The following is a 19,497-nucleotide window of genomic DNA, read 5'->3' as shown; positions in this document are numbered from 1 at the left end:
TTTCCGCTTCGTGTGGATGCACGAAGCAGCGCGTCCGCGTGCGGAATCCTCGCAACACCGGCACCCTTGCATGAGGGGGCGTGCTTCGCACCGGCACACTGGGACACCGCGCCGCCAGATAATTTGCGGCGAACACCATGGCCCTGCTGAACTCCCTGCGCAAACTGCTGACCACCTCTGGCGACCGCTCCTCTGAGCCGGGTGGCGATACGGCTTCGACTGTCACCCGCAGCGGCAGCCCGGGCGTCAGTACGCCATCGCAGGGGCCGGTACCCGCGCCGCAGGTATCGGCCACGCATGCGGCGGTGCCCTCCACCCAAGCGTCTGCGGTGGGTGGTTCGACCTTGCCGGCCGCGGCCTTTGTAGGGGCGGGTGCCACAGCCACCACGCTCCAGGCGACACCGGAGTGGTTGCGCTTCAGTGCCCGCCTGTTTGGTTTCCAGCGCCTGCGCGATGTGCCGCCGCATCCGCAGGAGGCGCCGCTGCTGCAGCGGCTGCATGCGCGCTCGGGCGCAGACTGGGCCGAGCTGTTGCCGCGCCTGCCGGCGGTGCTGCCGCAATTGTTGCGCCTGATGCGGCGCGAGAACCTTTCCTCGCGAGAACTGGTGGACCTGCTCTCGCGTGATCCCAGCCTGGTGGGAGAGCTGATGCGCATGGCCAACTCGGCGATGTACCGGCCGGAGCGCGAGATCACCGACCTGGCCAGCGCCGTCATGGTCATTGGCCACGAAGGCCTGAACCAGGTGGTGTTGCGCGTCACCATGCGCCCCATCTTCAACCAGGACCGGCAGGGCCGGTTCAGCCGCCAGGCGGGCACGCTGCCGTGGGACCTGAGCGAGCGTTGTGCCTTCGCCGCCATGTGCCTCTCTCCACCGGGGGACGAGCGTTTTGCGGCCTACCTGGCCGGCCTGGGCGCGCAGGTGGGCCTGATGGCGCTGCTGCGGGTGCTGGACGGTCTGCCCGTGGGCCAGCGCCCCTCGCTGGACCGTGAAGGGCTGCACCGGCAACTGTTGCCGCTGACGGCGGACTGGTCTGCGCGCATCGTCACGCACTGGGGCTTTCCCGGCCGTGTGGCGGAGGCGATTGCGGTTCGTCCGGGGCAGGGGGCCGAGGTGGCCGTGCTGGCGGCCATCGTTAGGGAGGCGCATGCCGTGGCGCTGCGCCACCTGCTGCAGCCGGGGCTGACGGCCTCGCAACTGGGGGACTGGTCCCTGGCGCAGCAGCGTGCCTATGCCGCGCTGGAAGAACGCTTCAATGCGTCGGGCGACGCGCCAGCCCTCTCGACAGCAGGCTGAACGCCGCTTCCAACGCCAGCGCCAGTCCGGCCGCCGGCAACGCGCCGGCCAGCAGCAGTGACTGGTCATTCAATGCCAGGCCGGTCACGATCCGCTCGCCGAAACCGCCCGCACCGATGAATGCGGCCATGGTGGCGGTGCCGACGGACAGGCTGGTGGCGGTGCGTACGCCGGCCAGCATCACGGGCAGGGCCAGCGGCAGTTGGATGAAGCGCAGCACTTGGATGCGCCGCAGGCCCAGTGCCTGGCCGGCCAGCAGCAGGCCTTGCGGCACTTCATCGAGGCCCACCGTGCTGTTGCGAAGGATGGGCAGCAGCGCATAAAGCGCCAGTGCCACCAGTGCGGGCCCAGGGCCAATGCGCCCCATGGCCCAGATCAGGATCGCCAGCAGGGCAAGCGACGGCACGGTCTGCAACAGCGCACAGACGGCCAGCACTGCGCCGCGCCAACGCGGCCACGGGTGCAGCAGGATGGCCAGTGGCACGCCGATGAGCGTGGCCACCGCCACGGCCACGGCGACCAGCAGCAGGTGCTGCGCGGCCAGCCGGGAGAGATCGGGGCCGACGATGCGGGCCCAGAGCGACGCCAGGCTGGACGCGGAGGATGAGGTGTTCTGCTCGCCGGATGCAGCGCCAGCGGGCGCGCTGGCCATCGCTCGTCCGTGGACATCGGCGGTAACGGCGGATGCGGCGTTGCTCGTGCCCTGCGCCAGGAACTCGCTGGCGATCGACGCGAAGTCGCGCTTTTGCAGTTCTGCCTGGGCATTCATTGCGATCATGCGCGGCTCGTTGATGCGACCCTTCAGCGATTGCAAGGCCTGCCACGCCTGTGGATGGTCCTGCGGCAATGCGAGGCGATACAGCAGCACGGCGTCGTAGCGCGGAAAGTAGTGATCGTCGTCTTCCAGCACCACCAGGTGCTGTGCCGCGATCTGTGCATCCGTGGTGTAGATGTCGGTGATGTCGATCTGGTTGCTGCGCAGGGCCTGGTAGGCCAGGCCATGGTCCAGCCCTTGGGGGCGTTGCGGCAGTCCGTAACGCCGGGCCAGGCCGGGCCACCCATCGGCGCGCCCCATGAATTCGTTGCTCAGCCCGAATCGCAGGGTGGGGTGGTCCTTGAGTTGAGACAGCTTGGTCAGCGCCAGCCGACTGGAGGTCTCGCCAGGCAGCGCCAGCGCATAACCGTTGTTGAAACCCAGGGGCACATCCACACCGAGGCCGAGCGGGCGCAGGGCCGCTCGAAGTTCTTCCAGGGTGGCGCCATTCGCGCTCCCACTGGCAGTGCCCGTGCTGGAGCCCGAACCCGAATCCGTGCTCGTGCTCGTGCTCGTACGCCCCAGGATCTCTCGCTCGATGGTGCCGGTGTATTCGGCATAGACATCGATGCTGCCGGACTTGAGTGCGGCCAGGACGATGGCGGTGTTGCCCAGCCCCTGGCGGATGTCCACCTGCGCGGATGGGGCGTGGCGCCGGACGGTCTGCGCGATCACTTCGGCAAGGATGTAGCTCTCGGTGAACCGCTTGGAGCCCACTCGCAGTGGCTGCGTGGGTGATGGCGACGCGTTGTGCGTTTGCCCCTGAAGCCTGGAATGATCCGAAGCCGAAGCCGAAGCCGAAGCCGAAGCCGAAGCCGAAGCCGACGTTTGTGCCTGAGCGGGGAGGCCAGCCAACAGCAGCCAGGCCAAGGCGAGCATCAACAGGCGGATGGGGGCGGTAGGGCGGGGTTCTGTTTCAGGTCCGGGTCCGTGAGGCTGCATGGGCGCAGCATACCGTTGTGCGCCGCCGCAAGCGCTTACGGATGCCCCGAGCCCTCAGTCGCGCAGGTCGCTCCTGCCCCATCCCAGCGGATCATCCTGCTGAATCACCACCTTCCCCTCCAGCGTCACGTAGGCGCGCCCCACCAGGGTGACCACCACCTGCCCGGCTGTTTCTGCCGGCTGCCAGCTGGCCTCCAGCACGCTGCCCGTGATGCTCTCCTGCCGCCACACGGCGCCCGACAGTAGTTGGTTGTCAGCCGCCAGGCAGGCCAGCCGCGCGCTTGTCCCGGTTCCGCAAGGGCTGCGGTCCCACGCCAGCCCCGGGTTCAGTACAAAGTTGCGGGCGCTGTGTGCTCGATCCACCGCCAGCCCCGTGAGCTGCACATGATCAACACAGGCCCCGTCGGCCCCGGTCACGCCCTGCGCCTGCAGCGCCTCCCGGAGCCGATCGCAAAAGGACGCCAGCCGGCCGGCGTCCTCCAGCCGCAATGCTTGCCCATGGTCCGCGCAGATGAAGAACCAATTCCCACCCCAGGCCACGTCGCCGTGAAAGGTCTGCCCGTCCATGGTCACGGCCACTTGGGCGAGGTGCCGGTACGACGGCACGTTCTGCAGGCTCACGCTGCCATCCAGCATGAATTCCGCGTGCACCGTCCCCACAGGGGTATCCAGCCATAGCGGCCCCGGGCGCAGTTTTCCCAGATGGGCCAGTGACGCCACCACCCCGATGGCGCCGTGGCCGCACATCCCCAGAAATCCCTGCTGGTCGAAGAAGATCACACCGGCCTGGCTCCCGGGCCGTTCCGGCTCCGTCAGCAGGGCACCGACCATGGCGTGGTGGCCGCGCGGCTCGGACACCAGCGCCAGTCGCCACGCATCGTGATGGTGCTGCATTTCTTCCAGCCGCTGGGCCATGGTCGCGCCATACAGCGCCGGCCCCCCGCCCACCACCAGCCGTGTCGGCTGCCCGCCGGTATGGGAGTCCACCACCCGCGTGGTGGTGTCCAGTCCCCCTGGCAGTGCGCCGGCAGGCAGTCCCAGCGGGAGGGCGGAAAGCGTCATGCGATCACCTGTTGGGCAAACTCACGAAGGGCGTCGATCAGTGCATCGGAGGCCTGGGCGGCGGCTTGGCCGTCTCCGCCTGCGATGGCCTCGGCCAGGCGCTGATGACAACGCGCGCCGACAGCGACGTCGCCATGGTGCCGATAAGCGTACCAGAAGCGCCTGCATTGAATGATCATGGGCACCACAGCCCCCACGGCAAAGCGATTGCGGCAGGCTGCATGGTTCACCCGGTCCAGCGCCTGGTCCACCCGCATGTAGGCCTCCAGGTCTTCCTGGTCCGCGGCGTCGGCCATCCGGGTGGCGCAGGCCAGCAAGGCCTCACGCTGGGCAGGCGTGGCACGCCGCGCCGAGCAGCAGGCAATCAGCCGTTCCAGCGAGCGCCTGGCCTCCAGCAGGTCGAACTGCTCGGAGACCTGGATGTCGCTCACCATCAGCCCGCGCCGGGGCAACTGCACGATCAGCCCCTGGGCCACCAGCCGCATCAGCGCCTCCCGGGTGGGCGTGCGCCCCAGCCCGATCTGTGCAATCAGCTCCGACTCCACCACCGGGGCACTCGGGCGCAACTGCAGCGTGGCGATCATGTTCTCGATCGCGTCGTAGGCCTGGTCCGCCTGCCGGCGATTGTCTTGTTCTCGTTGTTCTGGGGTGCCTGAAGTCATGGGCCCGCATCATCGCAGCATCGGCACGGCTGCCCGGACGCCGCCGTCCGCTCGCTTCCCCCGGCTTGACGAGGCGTGCCTGCCCGGGTGGGGTTGGGCCTGCGGGCCAGCCTGGATGGAGTTTCCGAATGCTGCCCCTAATTAATCGACGCCCGGCACGATCCGGGACGTCCGGACCGGACGCATACAATCACGGGTTCCTTCGTCCAGCTGCCGGGTAGGCCCGGCGTCGGGGACGGACCCATTTCCTGAGGGATATCGACGTGTTTATTTCCAACGCTTACGCCCAGACCGCAGCAGCCTCCGACCCGATGGGCGGCCTCACCGGGATGCTGCCCCTGGTGCTGATGTTCGTGGTCCTGTACTTCGTGATGATCCGCCCGCAGATGAAGCGCCAGAAGGAGCACAAGGCCCTGGTGGAAGCGCTGGCCAAGGGCGACGAAGTCATCACCCACGGCGGCATGCTGGGCAAGATCGCCAAGGTCGGCGAGGTCTACCTGAGCGTCGAGATCGCCCCGGGCGTTGAAATCCAGGTGCAGCGCTCCGCCGTGCTGCAAGTGTTGCCGAAGGGCACCGTCACCAAGTGACGCCAGTGCCGGTCACGGCACCAGTTACGGTACCCAGACGACCCGGCCCGTGCCCTGCACCGGCCGGGTCCGCTTCAGGTGGCGGCCCAAGGCCCCACCTGGTTTTCCGAGGATGTCCTCATGAACCGTTACCCGCTCTGGAAATATGCGCTGCTGCTTGTGGCGCTGCTCGTGGGCTTCATCTACACCCTGCCCAACCTGTTCGGCGAAGCGCCGGCGGTGCAGGTGTCGAGCGCCAAGGTCACCGTCAAGGTGGACGACAGCGTGCGCCAGCGTGTCGAGCAGGCCCTGGCCCAGGCCAACCTGAAGCCCGACTTCGTGCACCTCGAGGCCAACTCGGTGCGCGCGCGCTTCGCGGACCCCGACAGCCAGCTCAAGGCCAAGGACATCATCTCCCGCACCCTCAACGGTAGCGAGACGGAAGCGCCGCCCTACGTGGTCGCGCTGAACCTGGTGTCGCGTTCGCCCGAATGGCTCACCGCGCTGCACGCCTTCCCCATGTATCTGGGCCTGGACCTGCGCGGCGGCGTCCACTTCATGATGCAGGTGGACATGAAGGCGGCGCTGACCAAGAAGGCCGATTCGCTGGCCAGCGACGTCCGTACCCTGTTGCGTGACAAAAACGTTCGCCATGCCGGCATCGCCCGTGACGGCAACAACGTGGTCATCAACTTCCGCGACGAAGCCACCCGCGCCCAGGCACTGGATGTCATTCGTGGCCAGACGACCGAAGTCGGCTGGACCCCCTCCGGCGACGGCAGCGACCTGCGCCTGACCGGCGCGCTGACGCCTGCGGCGGTCATCGCCGTCCAGGACGCCGCCATCAAGCAAAACATCACCACCCTGCACAACCGGGTGAACGAGCTGGGCGTGGCCGAGCCGGTCATCCAGCAGCAGGGCCGCGACCGTGTCATCGTCCAGTTGCCGGGCGTGCAGGACACTGCCAAGGCCAAGGACATCATCGGCCGCACCGCCACGCTGGAACTGCGCATGGTGGACGAAACCGCCGAAGGCCAGGCCGCGCTGACCGGCAACGGCCCCGTGCCCTTCGGCTCGGAGCGCTACATGGAGCGCCGTGGTGACAGCGACCTGACGCCCATCATCGTCAAGCGTGCCGTCATCATCACTGGCGACAATCTCAACGATGCCCAACCCGGCTTCGACGAGAGCCACAACGCCTCGGTGAACCTGAGCGTGGACGCCAAGGGCGCGCGCATCATGAAGGACGTCTCGCGCGAGAACATCGGCAAGCGCATGGCCATCATCCTGTTCGAAAAGGGCAAGGGTGAAGTCGTGACCTCTCCGGTGATTCGCGGCGAGCTGGGCAACCGCTTCAGCATCACCGGTTCGATGTCCACCCAGCAAGCCAGCGACACCGCGCTGCTGCTGCGTGCCGGCTCGCTGGCCGCGCCGATGGAAATCATCGAAGAGCGCACCATCGGCCCGAGCCTGGGCAAGGAAAACATCGACAAGGGCATTGCCTCCGTCACCTGGGGCTTCCTGGCCGTGGCCGTCTTCATGTGCTTCTACTACATGATGTTCGGTGTGTTCTCCGCCCTGGCGCTGGGCTTCAACCTGCTGCTGCTGCTGGCGGTGCTGTCGTTGATGCAGGCCACACTGAGCCTGCCCGGCATCGCGGCCATTGCGCTGGTGCTGGGCATGGCCATTGACGCCAACGTGCTGATCAACGAGCGGGTGCGGGAAGAACTGCGTGCGGGGCTGGCGCCCCAGCAGGCGATCCACGCGGGTTACGAGCGGGCCTGGGCCACCATCCTGGACTCCAACGTGACCACCCTGATCGCCGGCCTGGCGCTGCTGGCCTTCGGCTCCGGCCCCATCAAGGGCTTCGCCGTGGTGCACTGCCTGGGCATCATCACCTCGATGATCTCGTCGGTGATGTTCTCGCGGGCCCTGGTCAACCTCTGGTATGGCCGCCGCAAGCGCCTGAAGGGCGTGTCCATCGGGACCGTCTGGAAGCCTGCTACCGAACCTGGCGCCGCCGGCAGCCAGGCCAACGATGTGGTCAACGACGCGGTGAAGGCCCCTTGAGGGCCGCCACCTAGCACAGAGCGCACAACGCCATGGAATTCTTCCGAATCAAACGGGACATCCCGTTCATGAAGCACGCGTTGATCTTCAACGTCGTGTCCTTCCTGACCTTCGCCGCCGCCGTGTTCTTCCTCGTCACGCGCGGGCTGCATTTCTCCATCGAATTCACCGGTGGCACCTCCATCGAGGTGGCCTACGCCCAGCCGGCGGATATCAACAAGACCCGGCATGTGGTCGAGCAGATGGGGTTTGGCGAGGTCCAGGTCACCAACTTCGGCACCACCCGTGACGTCATGATCCGCCTGCCGGTGAAGCCGGAGGTGAAGCAGGACGTCATCGTCAAGAACGTCTTCGAGGCGCTGTGCAAGGCCGAGAACGGCGCGGTGGTGCAGCACCAGTCGGTGTCGCCGCAGGGCGAGGCCGTCAGCAAGCAGGCCTGCGCGGTGGGCGATACCGAGCCGCTGTCGCTGGCCAAGAGCGAGTTGATCGGCCCGTCCGTGGGGGCGGAGCTGGCCACCAACGCGGCCTACGCGCTGCTGGCCACCGTGCTGGGCATCGTGTGCTACCTGGCGTTCCGCTTCGAGTGGAAGTTCGCCATTGCCGGCATCATCGCCAACCTGCACGACGTGGTGATCATCCTGGGCTTCTTCGCCTACTTCCAGTGGGAATTCTCGCTGGCGGTGTTGGCGGCGGTGCTGGCGGTGCTCGGTTACTCGGTGAACGAATCCGTGGTGATCTTCGACCGGGTGCGGGAAGCCTTCCGCAAATACCGGTTGTTCAACACCCATGAGGTGATCGACCACGCCATCACCTCCACCATCAGCCGGACCATCATCACCCACGGCTCCACCCAGATGATGGTGCTGTCGATGCTGTTCTTCGGCGGCCCGACTTTGCACTACTTCGCCATCGCGCTGACGATCGGCATCCTGTTCGGCATCTACTCGTCCGTCTTCGTGGCGGCGGCCATTGCCATGTGGTTGGGCGTCAAGCGGGAAGATCTCGTCAAGCATTCCGCCAAGCGGGAGGATCCTGACGACCCCAACGCAGGCGCAGTGGTGTAGTAGAGTCAGCCGCAGTTATTAACTCCCTTCTTCGATGACCGCCGCAGACGCTCGCTCACAGGCAATGGCCTCCCAGGCGCGGCGCGTTCACACGGAAGTGCTGCTGCGGGGCTTGCCTGCCGTGGTGGCTTCGCTCACCACGGCGGTGCAGGACCTGCGCTCGCAGCCAGCCGAACACGCGCTGCAGATGGCTCGACGCGATGCGTACGACGCCTGGCAGCGCTGTGCCACGCCCTGGCACGCCCGGTTGGGCAAGTCGCTGCGGCATGTGTATCACCACGGCCCGGGGGATTCCCGGTCCGCCTCCTTGTCCAGCCGTCCCCAGAATCTGTCGTTGGTCGATGACGACACGATCGAGCGCGAAATCATCGCCTCCCGCCTGGCGCTGGCGATGATGGACAAGGCCAGCTGGGAGTTCAGCGACCTTCGCAACCGCATGCAGCGGCTGGAAGGGCTGGAAGACCTGCCCCACCAGGATCTGCTGCGCGCCCAGGTGCTGGCCCGGCTGGTGCTGGACGCCTGGTTCGAATCCGGCCTCTCCAGTTCCATCTGGCAGATGCTGCAGCGGCCGCTGCACCAGGAGTTGTCGCTCCTGCTCAGCGAGGCCTATCACGACAGCAATCACTGGCTGCTCCAGCAGGGCGTGATGCCCGAGGTGGATCTGCGGCCGCTGATCCGTCGCAACGCCTCCGCACCTGCGGCTTCCAGCAGCGGCTCCGGTGGAGGCTCGGCGCCGGCACCGGCCGCCGGCATGGCGCCTGCCGTTGCGGCGGCGCCCCAGCCGCCCGCCACGCCCGCACTGACACCGGCCACCCAGTCGGCCCAGCAAGTGATGGCGCAATTGCAACGGGTACTGGCGCGGCATGTGCCGGAGCTGGCGCGGGCACCGTCCCCGCCTTCCCGGTCTGCCCAGTTGGGCCCGGCAGTGGGCGGTTCCGCCGCCTCGGTGGCGGGTGTGCCGGCCACGCAGATGGGCGCCGGCCCCACCACAAGACATTCCTCCCAGCGCCTGGGTGCTGCCATCACGCATGCGCAAGAGGCGGTGTTGCGTCGCGCCGAGCAGGCGGATGCGGGCGGCGTGGATATCCACATGACGGCGCCGCAGGCGCTGGACGAGATCCGCCAACGTAACCAGGCGCTGAAGTCGGCCCTGAAATCAGCGGCGGATACACCGGCTGAGCGCGCCACCATCGAACTGGTGGCGTTGCTGTTTCAGGCCATCCTGCAGGAGGAGCGTATTCCGCCGGCCCTGCGGGTGTGGTTTGCCCGGCTGCAGATGCCGGTGCTGCGGGTGGCCATTGGCGAACCCGACTTCTTTGCCGCGGAAGACCATCCCGCGCGCCGTCTGATCGACCGCATGGGCGCCTGCGTGATGGGCTTCAGCACCTCCACGGCCGAGATCGGCGATGCGCTGGAGCGTGAGATCAAGCGCGTGGTGCAGGTGGTGGAAGCCTATCCGGACACCGGTCGGCGCGTCTTCCAGACGGTGCTGACCGAGTTCGAGAAGTTCCTGGACCACTATTTCCAGAAAGAAAACGAGGTGTCCCGCAAGGGCGTCTCGCTGGCCCAGCAGGTGGAGCAGCGTGAGACGCTGGCCATTCAATACACCATCGAGCTACGCAAGATGCTGTCCGAGGTGCCGGTGCAGGACGGGGTGCGGGACTTCCTGTTCCAGATCTGGGCCGATGTGCTGGCGGTGACGGGTGTGCGTTATGGGCCGCAGGCGGACCAGACCAAGTCGATGAAGCGCGCGGCGGCGGATCTGATCTGGTCGGCGAGCGCGAAGGTCTCACGTGAGGACCGCGCGGAGGTGATCCGGCGTCTGCCACCGCTGCTGAAGACGCTGCGCGATGGCATGGGGCATGCGGGCATGACGGCCGACCGGCAGGATGAGCAGATCCGGTCGCTGAACAATGCTTTGGCTGCCGCGTTCACGGCCAAGACCGCAGCGATTCCGCGTGAGCGTCTGGATGAGCTGATGAGCCAGCTGGAGACGCTGGAAGCCATGCTGCCCAATACGGAAGCCGGCGTGGAGATCAACGAGTCCCTGGTGCGGGACTTGTCGAGCCACGAGGTAGACGGGCTGGAAGTGGTGGCCGAAGGGGGCACCGTGCCGACAGCCGCGATGCTGGCCTGGGCGCGGGAGCTGCAAGTGGGCAGCTGGTACATGCTGGACTATCGGAATCGGGTCGAGCCGGTGCAACTGGTGTGGCGCGGGATGCGCCACCATCTGATCCTGTTCGTGTCGCCGCAAGGACGGGGCGTGCTGTTCCAGCTGAGCCGATTGGCAGCTTTCCTGCAGGCCGGCCTGATGCTGCCGGCACAGGACGAGTCGTTGACGGTGAAGGCGACGCGCAATGCGTTGGCGAAGCTGGAAGTGGATCCGAGTCGGTTGTTGGCCTGAGTGCTTACTGGCGTTCCCCGCCGCTGGCGTTGACCGGCGTGAAGCACGACGCAGCGGCACGCCCGCCAAACAGAAAAGCCTCAGGCGGTCATCGCGCTGAGGCTTTTCTGTTTGGCGGGCCGGAGGCCGTTCGGCTTAGTGAATCAGTCGTTCTTCCGGCGCCACAAACAATTCATCCAGGATGAGCGCATCCGGCTCTTCGCCCAGGCTCCAGAACACCATCAGCACGATGATCTTCAGGTCTTCCAGGTCCAGCGGGCCACCGGGGATGGCCATGGCGCGGTCAATCACCATTTCGCGCATCGCGGTTGGAAGCACGCCGGCCGAGGCCAGGAAACTGATGAAACCCATGGAGGCATCACCCAGATGTTCCTGTTCGTCGCGCGAATAAATGCGCAGGCTGCGTTCGCCAGGCTCGGCGTGATGGGATTGGGAGGACGCCGCCAGGCCATCCAGCCAGGACAGCGCATCACGGATTTCGTCGTCTTCGAAGCCAACGGCTGACAGTTTCCTGGTCAGCTGGGCGTGATCCGGACAAGCGTCAGGCCGCCAATAGGTTTCGTATAAATAGACGAGCACGTCGAACATGAGGGGACTATACCGCAGGGCCTCAAAGCCCTCCGGGCCGAAATGACAGGGCCTCGCCACGGATATTCCCCGACCGAGGGGGCCCAGCCGCCATCAGGCGCGCACACGGCGCTGAAACCGCGCCCCCGGCAGCCTTGCCACCTCGCCCTCCAACTCCAGATCCAGCAATACGGCCGCCAGTTCATTCACCGACCAGCCCGTGCGTTGGGAGAGCTGCTCCAGCGAGATGGGATCATGACCCAAGGCCCGGAGTACGGGATGAGTCGGGTTGGCTGTGTCGGCCGGGTCGGCAGGCTGGCCGCCCGCATCCTTGGCCGGCTTGCCCACCGCATCGTTGGCCGGGGCGGTCAGCGGGCCAGGGCCGGGGACCGCCGTCGCAGAAGCGGGCCTGGGCGTTGTCCCGGACGGGTGCGTCGGGCTGGCAGGATGCTCGGTTTGCGCATTGGGCCGGTCCGTGGGAGGCAGTTCGGACAGCAGATCCTCCAGCGTCTGCACCAGGCAGGCGCCCTGCTTGAGGAGGTGGTGGCAACCGCGCGACTGCGGCGCATGGATCGAGCCCGGGATGGCGAAGACCTCGCGGCCCGCTTCGGAGGCCATGCGCGCCGTGATGAGGGAGCCGGATTTCATCGCCGCCTCCACCACCAGGCAGCCCTCGGCCAGGCCCGCAATGATGCGGTTGCGCTGCGGGAAGTTGGGCGCCAGCGGCGGCGTGCCGATGAAGTACTCGCTGACGAGCAGCCCGCGCCGGCTGATATGCCGCGCCAGGGCTTCATGGGCCAACGGGTAGACCTGGTCCAGCCCCGTGCCCAGCACCGCCACCGTGCCACCCGCCGTGTTCAGCGATGCCTCATGGGCCGCGCCATCAATGCCCATGGCCAGCCCGGAGACCACGCAGAAACCGGCCTGGCCCAGACCCGCCGCAAACATGCGGGCATTGTCTTCGCCCTGGGGGGTGGGATGCCGGCTGCCCACGACCGCGATGGCGCGCCGGCCCAGCAGCTCGCGCCGGCCATCGAGGTAGAGCATCAACGGCGGGTCGGCCGTGTGCAACAGGGAAGGCGGGTAATCGGGGTCGCCCAACAGCAGAACGCTGTGGGTGTCTGAAGCCTCCAGCCAGGCCTGCGTGCGATGCCAGGTCTGTTCGAGCTTCGGTGGGCCGTGGCGCAGGCGCTGGGCCTCATCGGCGGTCACCAGGCCCGTCCAGCCGGCCTGACCCGCATTCAGCACCGCTTCGGCATCACCGTGGCGGGCCAGCAGCCGCCGGGCGGCGGCGCGGCCGACGCTGTCCAGCAGATGCAACCAGGTCCGGAGTTCCTTGGGTTGCATCGCTGTCTGGCGTCGGCGTTGGGCCCGCTAGGGCTGGGTGAAACGATCGCCGGCAGTGACCGGCTCTTGCACCGTCAGCACCAGCGCGTAGGACACGCGGTCAAAGACCTGGAACACAAACAGCGAGCCATGACGCTCGTCCGGCAGCCGGATCGCGTCCTTGGCCTCGGTGGTGGTGTCCTTGATCACACGGCCTGCGCGCCACAGCGCCAGCACATGGCCACGTTCCATGCCGTCCGCTGCACCGCGGTTCAGCGCCACGATCTGGCTCTGGCCGGCGTTGATGGCGTCGCCATAGACCGAAACGATGCGGCCATCCACCGGACCGGCTGGGGCATGCGGCATGTAGCTGGTGTAGCCCCGGGCCGGGATGGGGGCCAGGCGGTCGCCCACGCCCACTTCCTGGCGCACCAGGCCGATCTTCAGCGTGGTGGGCACCTCTTCAGGCGTGCCTGCCGCGCTACCCGGGCGAACCACTTCGGCAGTGCCGACGAAGGCGGCTTCATAACCCAGTACTTCCTGGGTCACCGGGTCCACCAGCGGCTTGGCCTGGCGGAAGATGCGGTATTCGGTCTCGCCGCTGCTGAAGTCGCCACGGCCATAGGCCAGCTCGCCCTTGGTCATCCACACCCGGTTTTCCTGGGCGGCCACCACGCGTGGCGCCGTGTCCAGCTCGTTGGTGTTGAGGACGATGGCTTCGTTCAGGAAGGGCTCGATCAGATGCTGGGGAATGGAGGCGATGGAGCCGTCATTCAGATCTGTGGAGCGCACGCGCGGCGAGAGTTTCACGTCGCCGTTGGTGCCACTGCCGCCGACTTCGCGGCCCAGTTGCAGACGGGCACGCCCGTCTCCCTTGACCAGCACCAGCACCTGACCCGGATAGATCAGGTGGGGGTTGCGGATCTGGTCGTTGTTCATGCCCCAAAGTTCGGGCCAGCGCCACGGTGACTTCAGGAAGATGCTTGAGATGCCCCACAGCGTGTCTCCACGCTTGACCGTGTACGTGTCTGGCGCGTTGGGCGCCAGCTCCGACAGCGGCACGCCAGCCTGGGAGACCTTTTGGGCGGTCTCCCGCTGCTTCGGCGTGATGGGATAGTCACCAGCGGCCATTGCAGGCGTGCTGATGAGAGCGCCGGCAAGCAGCGCTGCATAAATGGTCGTCAAGCCCAGCGGCCGCCGTTGCGTCATTCCTTGTTCTCCCGCGCCCGTAGTGAAGGCCCCTCGTGGCCAGTGGCGCTTTCAAGCCAGCGACGGCGGCACTTCCCAAATCGGCGAAAATCCACCGTCGCTGGCGGCGATTCTGCCCAGATTCAGGGGTACCCGCAATGAAGGGAGCCGCCCCCGCTTGCAAGCCCTTACAAACCGGCGTTGTGTGATGTCCACAAGCGCACACATTCCTACCATGTCGAAACTGAACATTCTTCGTTACCCCGATCCTCGCCTGCACACCGTGGCCAAGCCCGTGGCGGTGGTGGACGACCACATCCGCCAACTGGCGGCCGACATGCTCGAAACCATGTACGACGCCGAGGGCGTCGGCCTTGCAGCCACTCAGGTGGATGTGCATGAGCGGGTTCTCGTGATGGATGTCTCGGAAGATCGCGACCAGCCGCTGGTGCTGGTCAATCCCGAGCTCATCGCCAAGAGCGATGACCTGATCGAGGGGGAGGAAGGCTGCCTGTCCGTCCCTACGATTTATGACAAAGTCATGCGGCACCGCACCGTCACCGTGCAGGCGCTGGACCGCGACGGCAACACTTTCCAGTTCGATGCCGAGGGCCTGCTCTCTGTTTGCGTGCAGCATGAGATGGACCATCTGGCCGGCAAGGTGTTCGTGGAATACCTGAGCCCGCTCAAGCGCGAGCGCATCAAGACCAAGCTCGTGAAAAAAGCACGCGAAGACGCGAAAGTGCGCTGATGTCGGGGCACAACGGTTCCTCCGTGCATTCCGACACGCTCCACACGCTGAGGGTCGGCTTCGCCGGCACGCCCGAGTTTGCCGCTGTGGCCCTGCAGGCCCTGCTGGACGCTGGCGTGACGGTGCCCCTGGTACTGAGCCAGCCGGATCGCCCGGCCGGACGCGGCATGAAGCTGCAGGCTTCGCCCGTGAAGCAGTTGGCGCTCCAGCATGGGGTGACCGTGGCCCAACCGCGCAGCCTTCGCCTCGATGGCAAGTTCCCGGACGAAGCCGAGAGGGGCCGCGCGGCACTGGAAGCGGCCCGGCTGGACGTGCTGGTGGTGGCGGCCTACGGCCTGATCCTGCCGGCATGGGTGCTGACCCAGCCGCGCCTGGGCTGCCTGAACATCCACGCCTCGCTGCTGCCGCGCTGGCGCGGGGCCGCCCCCATCCATCGCGCCATCGAGGCTGGAGACACCGAGACCGGCATCACCATCATGCAGATGGACGAGGGCCTGGACACGGGCGACATGCTGCTGGAAGAGCGCCTGCCGATCGCCCCGGACGACACCACGGCGTCGCTGCATGACCGGCTGGCCGCACTGGGTGGCCGCATGGTCGTCCAGGCGCTGACGCTGGCCGCCACGGCGTCGCTGCAACCTCGCCAGCAGCCCGAAGCCGGCGTCATTTACGCCCACAAGATCGAGAAGGCCGAAAGCCAGATCCGCTGGGACGAGGACGCCGCCCAGATCGCCCGCCGCCTGCGCGCCTTCGACCCCTTCCCTGGCGGGTTGGCCCAGCTGGATGGAGAGCCGCTCAAGGTCTGGCGCGCCGAGGTGGTGGCCGAGGCGGGCCAGTCGGCCGCGCCGGGCGAGATCGTCGCCGTCTCTGCCGATGGACCTGTCGTGGCTTGTGGCCGTGGCACCGTCCGGCTGGTTGAATTGCAACGTGCCGGCGGCAAGCGCCTGCCGGCCTCGGCCTTCCTGCAGGCCAGGCCGCTGCAGCCCGGTGAGCGGCTCGGCTGAGGAGTTCGGTCCCCTCTCATCGCCGCTCAGGGGAATCCGACTTGAAGCGCCGTATAACGCCGCCACATGGATCTTCAGGACGGTGTACTGTCCAGCGATTGCTGCGTCCAGCGATGGCCGTGCCGGTTTCTTGTTTTGTGAGGATTGAGGAGGTTTGCCATGTTCAACCTGATGAAGACTGCCATCCTGATGGCTGCCATCACCGCGCTCTTCGTGGTGATCGGTTCCGTCATTGGAGGCCAGCAGGGCATGGTGATCGCGCTGATCTTTGCGCTGGCCATGAACTTCTTCAGCTACTGGTTCTCGGACAAGATGGTGCTGAAGATGTACAACGCCCAGGAGGTGGACGAGCGCAGCGCGCCGCAGTTCTACCGCATGGTGCGTGAACTGGCCGACCGTGCCCAGCTGCCGATGCCGCGTGTCTACCTCATCGAGGAAGACGCCCCCAACGCCTTCGCCACCGGCCGCAACCCCGAACATGCCGCCGTGGCGGCGACCACCGGCATCCTGCGCGTGCTCAGCGAGCGTGAGCTGCGTGGCGTCATGGCGCACGAGCTGGCCCACGTGAAGCACCGGGACATCCTCATCTCCACCATCAGTGCCACCATGGCCGGTGCCATCTCTGCGCTGGCCAACTTTGCGGTGTTCTTCAGCGGTCGAGACAGCGAAGGCCGCCCGGCCAACCCGTTGGTCGGCCTGCTGGTGGCCATCCTCGCGCCGATTGCCGCCAGCCTCATCCAGATGGCCATCAGCCGTGCCCGCGAGTTCGAGGCGGACCGTGGCGGTGCCGAGATCTCCGGTGACCCGCAGGCCCTGGCGGCCGCCCTGGACAAGATCCACCGCTATGCTCAGGGCATTCCTCTGGAAACCACCGAGCGTCACCCGGAAACGGCCCAGATGATGATCATGAACCCGCTCTCCGGCGGTGGACTGCGTGGCCTGTTCAGCACGCACCCCTCGACCGAGGAGCGCATTGCGCGCCTGATGGCGATGGTGCGCCGGTAACTCTTCCTCAAGCGGCGTCACGCCAGGCCGATATGGACATGATGAAGCTCAGCGCGTCCTCTTCCTCGTCGGCCCTGCCGGCCCGCCGCCGGTCCATCTTCCGGCTGCCGGCCGCCCTGGCGCACACATCCCTCGCGCACTCATCCCTGGCACAGACGTCGCTGGTACCCGCTGCCCTGGTCGGCCTTCTGCTGCTGACCGGTTGCGACCAGCTCGGCATCGAGGACCCCGCCAAGGTGGCGGCCGCCAAGGAGGCCGAAGGCAAGGCCATTGGCGGCGCGTGCCGCAACGCCATGCGCGCCATCGAAGATTGCTACGCCCTCAACCCCAAGGCGCAGAAAGCCTCCATCTACGAAGGCTGGCGCGAGATGGACGAGTACATGCGGGAGAACAAACTCGAAGGTACCCGTCCGCTGGTGGCCAACCCTGCGGCCAGCAAGCCGGCCGAGCCCGCGTCCGACTCGGATGACACCGAGGAATCGGCCAAGCCGGCCAAGGGTGAGAAGTCGGGCAAGGGCGGCAAGAGCAGCCATTGAGCCGCCGCGGGCGCTGCGGGGGGCACTAGAGCTCCTCCGGGCGCTGCGCTGCACTTGTTCCGCCGTGGCTGCACCTGATCCCGGTCCCGATGCAGTTCGTCACCCCGGGCTGGCCCCAGCCGGGGCCGTACCCCGATGATGCGATCATTCCGTATCCCAGGAGATCGCCCTCATGAACAACATCACGCGCCGCTTCTTCGCCATCACCGTGCTCGGCCTGGCGGCTGCCGGCTCTGCCCAAGCCTGGTCCTGGAGTTTCGGTGGCTCCCAGCACGTGGAAGGCGGCGGAGACATCACCACCGACCGGCGCGACCTGGGGGCCTTTGATGCGGTGGCGCTGGCCAGCAGCTTCAAGGTGGTGGTGCGCCAGGGCAGCGCCGACAAGGTGGAGATCCGCACCGACAGCAACCTGCACCCCTACCTGGAGATCCGCGTGGTGGAGAGCAGCAAGGGGCGGACGCTGGAAATCGGTGCGCGGCGCGGCTTCCAGCTCAGCAGCAGGACCACACCAACCATCACGCTGGAGATGCGCCAGCTGCGTGGCGTGTCCATCAACGGCTCTGGCGAAATTCGGGTCGAGGCGATGAAAACCACCGGGTCGGTGGATGCCAGCATTGCCGGCAGTGGGGACATCCGCTTCAATGGCCTGGAGGCGGAACGCATCGGCCTGCGGGTGTCCGGCAGCGGCGACATCGTGGCCAACGGCAAGGCCACCACCCTCACCGTCAACGTCGCCGGCAGCGGAGACGTGAAGGCCCGGGAACTGGTGGTGGAGGATGCCAAGGTCAGCATCGCCGGCAGCGGCGATGTCTCGGTGCAGGCCCGCAAGCGGCTGGATGTGAACATTGTCGGGTCGGGTGACGTCGGTTATCTGGGCAACCCCGAAATCAGCATGTCCAACGCGGGATCCGGCTCCGTGCGCCGACTGAAGGACTGAGCCGAAGGACTGAACCCGGCACTGCAGCCCGCTCGGATCACCGGGCGGTTTTCGCCCGCATGATGAGCCATCGACGTTGGCCACCGAGGGCGGCTGGCGGGCGAATGCCGGATGGGTGGCCAGGCTGTCGTGGGCGAGGGGCGACACCTTGCGCGCGTGAGGGCCGACAATTCCGGCATGGCCGATCTCCTCCCCGCGCACTGGCGCCACCCCGAATTCAAGCAAGGTGCCAAGGACATGGTGGGCATCACGCTGGGCATCTCCGCCTGGGGCCTGGTGACGGGCGTGGCCATGGTCAAGAGCGGGTTGAGCGTGGGCATGGCCCTGTTCATGAGCCTGGTGGTGTTTGCTGGCAGCTCCCAACTGGCCTCGTTGCCGCTGATTGCCAGTGGCGCCCCGCTGTGGGTGCTATGGGCCACCTCCTTCTGCGTCAATTTGCGCTTTGTCATCTTCAGTACCCAGTGGCGGCATTACCTCGCCCCGTTGCCGCGCCGGCAGCGCCTGTGGATCGCCTACTTCGCGGCTGACCTGAACTACGTGGCCTTCCTCAAGCGTTTCCCCGAGATGAAGCCGGACCCGGAGCGCCAGGTCCCTTATTTCTGGGGCGGCGTGGCCATCAATTGGGTGGCGTGGCAGTTGCCCGCCATTGCCGGCATCTTGCTGGCGGACCGCATCCCGACGAACTGGGGCCTGGGTTTTGCTGGCGTGCTGGCCTTGCTGGGGCTGAGTTATTCCCTGCTGGGCAACCGCAACAGCTGGGTCTCGGCCGCTGTGGCTGCCTGCGCCGCCGTGGCCGCGTATGGGCTGCCGCTGCGCCTGAACATCCTGGTGGCCATTGCGGCCGCTGTGGCTGCGGGCCTGATGATGGAGCGATGGGTGCCGCCGGGCGGCCCCACGGCCCACGGCGGAAGGCCGACATGAGCTTCTGGGAAACGCTGCTGGGCATTGCCGGCATGGCGCTGATCACCATGGTCACGCGCGGCTTCTTCCTCATTCCGGACCGCGAGATCCCCATGCCGGACTGGCTGCGCGACGGGCTGCGCTACGCGCCCCTGGCCGCGCTCGCGGCCGTCATCGTGCCGGAGATCGTCATGACACAGGGCGAGCTCATCGCCACCTGGAAAGACGCCCGGCTCTATGCCACCGCCACGGCCACCGCCTACTTCTTCTGGAAGCGCGGCATCCTGGGCACCATCGTCAGTGGCACGGTGGTGATGCTGGCGCTGCGCATCGGCCTGGGCTGGTAACCGGGCCGGCTCCTGCCAGGGTCTTGGTAAGCTTCGCCCGATTTGCGCCAGCGGCCG

General features: G+C 67.0%; 18 protein-coding genes. 12 read left to right on the top strand and 6 right to left on the bottom strand.

Translation table 11 applies throughout. The features are described 5' to 3' along the window. Positions 1-137: 137 nt before the first annotated feature. Complete coding sequence (locus BMY53_RS17900) at positions 138-1,295, top strand: HDOD domain-containing protein (RefSeq protein WP_092947861.1); 1,158 nt, start codon at positions 138-140, stop codon at positions 1,293-1,295. Here the strand turns inward: BMY53_RS17900 and BMY53_RS17895 are convergent. The 3 genes from BMY53_RS17895 to BMY53_RS17885 form a co-directional block, all read right to left on the bottom strand. Continuing rightward, on the bottom strand, positions 1,252-2,832 hold the full coding sequence (locus tag BMY53_RS17895) for a glycine betaine ABC transporter substrate-binding protein (RefSeq protein ID WP_255370272.1): 1,581 nt from the start codon (positions 2,830-2,832) through the stop codon (positions 1,252-1,254). The two genes, BMY53_RS17900 and BMY53_RS17895, sit on opposite strands and share 44 nt — an antisense overlap. A 273-nt stretch (positions 2,833-3,105) precedes the next feature. Then, positions 3,106-4,113: a proline racemase family protein gene (locus BMY53_RS17890; RefSeq protein WP_092947860.1), complete on the bottom strand. Its 1,008-nt coding sequence runs from the start codon at positions 4,111-4,113 to the stop codon at positions 3,106-3,108. After that, complete coding sequence (locus BMY53_RS17885; RefSeq protein WP_092947859.1) at positions 4,110-4,775, bottom strand: GntR family transcriptional regulator; 666 nt, start codon at positions 4,773-4,775, stop codon at positions 4,110-4,112. Before BMY53_RS17885 ends, BMY53_RS17890 begins: the two co-directional genes overlap by 4 nt. 263 nt (positions 4,776-5,038) lie before the next feature. Here BMY53_RS17885 and yajC point away from each other — a divergent pair, with 263 nt between their 5' ends. The 4 genes from yajC (at position 5,039) to BMY53_RS17865 (ending at position 10,879) form a co-directional block, all read left to right on the top strand. Continuing rightward, complete coding sequence (yajC, locus tag BMY53_RS17880; RefSeq protein ID WP_092947858.1) at positions 5,039-5,362, top strand: preprotein translocase subunit YajC; 324 nt, start codon at positions 5,039-5,041, stop codon at positions 5,360-5,362. Between the two features lie 120 nt (positions 5,363-5,482). Then, a complete protein-coding gene (gene secD / locus BMY53_RS17875) occupies positions 5,483-7,411 on the top strand; it encodes a protein translocase subunit SecD (RefSeq protein ID WP_092947857.1) in 1,929 nt (642 codons plus the stop codon). 32 nt (positions 7,412-7,443) lie between these two features. Next, positions 7,444-8,475, top strand: coding sequence for a protein translocase subunit SecF (secF, locus tag BMY53_RS17870; protein WP_092947856.1), 1,032 nt, complete (start codon positions 7,444-7,446; stop codon positions 8,473-8,475). Between the two features lie 34 nt (positions 8,476-8,509). Continuing rightward, on the top strand, positions 8,510-10,879 hold the full coding sequence (locus tag BMY53_RS17865; RefSeq protein WP_092947855.1) for a DUF1631 family protein: 2,370 nt from the start codon (positions 8,510-8,512) through the stop codon (positions 10,877-10,879). A 135-nt stretch (positions 10,880-11,014) separates the two neighbouring features. On the opposite strand, the gene BMY53_RS17860 is transcribed toward BMY53_RS17865, so the two are convergent. The 3 genes from BMY53_RS17860 to BMY53_RS17850 form a co-directional block, all read right to left on the bottom strand. Further along, positions 11,015-11,467 carry a Smg family protein gene (locus tag BMY53_RS17860; protein ID WP_092947854.1) on the bottom strand — a complete coding sequence of 151 codons (453 nt, stop codon included), beginning with the start codon at positions 11,465-11,467 and terminating at the stop codon, positions 11,015-11,017. Between the two features lie 93 nt (positions 11,468-11,560). Next, entirely contained in the window at positions 11,561-12,793 is a 1,233-nt protein-coding gene (gene dprA, locus BMY53_RS17855) for a DNA-processing protein DprA (RefSeq protein WP_092947853.1), read from the bottom strand. Between the two features lie 27 nt (positions 12,794-12,820). Continuing rightward, on the bottom strand, positions 12,821-13,981 hold the full coding sequence (locus BMY53_RS17850; RefSeq protein WP_092947852.1) for a LysM peptidoglycan-binding domain-containing protein: 1,161 nt from the start codon (positions 13,979-13,981) through the stop codon (positions 12,821-12,823). Between the two features lie 214 nt (positions 13,982-14,195). Here BMY53_RS17850 and def point away from each other — a divergent pair, with 214 nt between their 5' ends. From def to BMY53_RS17815, 7 genes are all read left to right on the top strand, one after another. Next, positions 14,196-14,711: a peptide deformylase gene (gene def / locus BMY53_RS17845; RefSeq protein ID WP_092947851.1), complete on the top strand. Its 516-nt coding sequence runs from the start codon at positions 14,196-14,198 to the stop codon at positions 14,709-14,711. 47 nt (positions 14,712-14,758) lie between these two features. After that, the gene (gene fmt, locus BMY53_RS17840) at positions 14,759-15,715 is read left to right on the top strand and encodes a methionyl-tRNA formyltransferase (protein WP_092947971.1); all 957 of its coding nucleotides are present in this window, start codon (positions 14,759-14,761) and stop codon (positions 15,713-15,715) included. Positions 15,716-15,874: 159 nt separating this feature from the next. Beyond that, entirely contained in the window at positions 15,875-16,720 is an 846-nt protein-coding gene (gene htpX / locus BMY53_RS17835) for a zinc metalloprotease HtpX (protein WP_092947850.1), read from the top strand. A 38-nt stretch (positions 16,721-16,758) separates the two neighbouring features. Then, on the top strand, positions 16,759-17,256 hold the full coding sequence (locus BMY53_RS17830) for a hypothetical protein (RefSeq protein WP_255370268.1): 498 nt from the start codon (positions 16,759-16,761) through the stop codon (positions 17,254-17,256). Between the two features lie 172 nt (positions 17,257-17,428). After that, entirely contained in the window at positions 17,429-18,193 is a 765-nt protein-coding gene (locus BMY53_RS17825; protein WP_092947849.1) for a head GIN domain-containing protein, read from the top strand. Positions 18,194-18,370: 177 nt separating this feature from the next. After that, positions 18,371-19,114, top strand: coding sequence for an AzlC family ABC transporter permease (locus BMY53_RS17820; RefSeq protein ID WP_092947848.1), 744 nt, complete (start codon positions 18,371-18,373; stop codon positions 19,112-19,114). Beyond that, positions 19,111-19,440, top strand: coding sequence for an AzlD domain-containing protein (locus BMY53_RS17815; protein WP_092947969.1), 330 nt, complete (start codon positions 19,111-19,113; stop codon positions 19,438-19,440). The genes BMY53_RS17820 and BMY53_RS17815 overlap by 4 nt, the downstream gene beginning before the upstream one ends. The last annotated feature ends 57 nt before the right edge of the window (positions 19,441-19,497 follow it).

It is taken from the genome of Roseateles sp. YR242, from assembly GCF_900109745.1.
Taxonomy (GTDB): domain Bacteria; phylum Pseudomonadota; class Gammaproteobacteria; order Burkholderiales; family Burkholderiaceae_C; genus Roseateles.
Note: the sequence above shows the minus strand (reverse complement) of the source record. Positions and strands in the feature narration are given on the sequence as shown.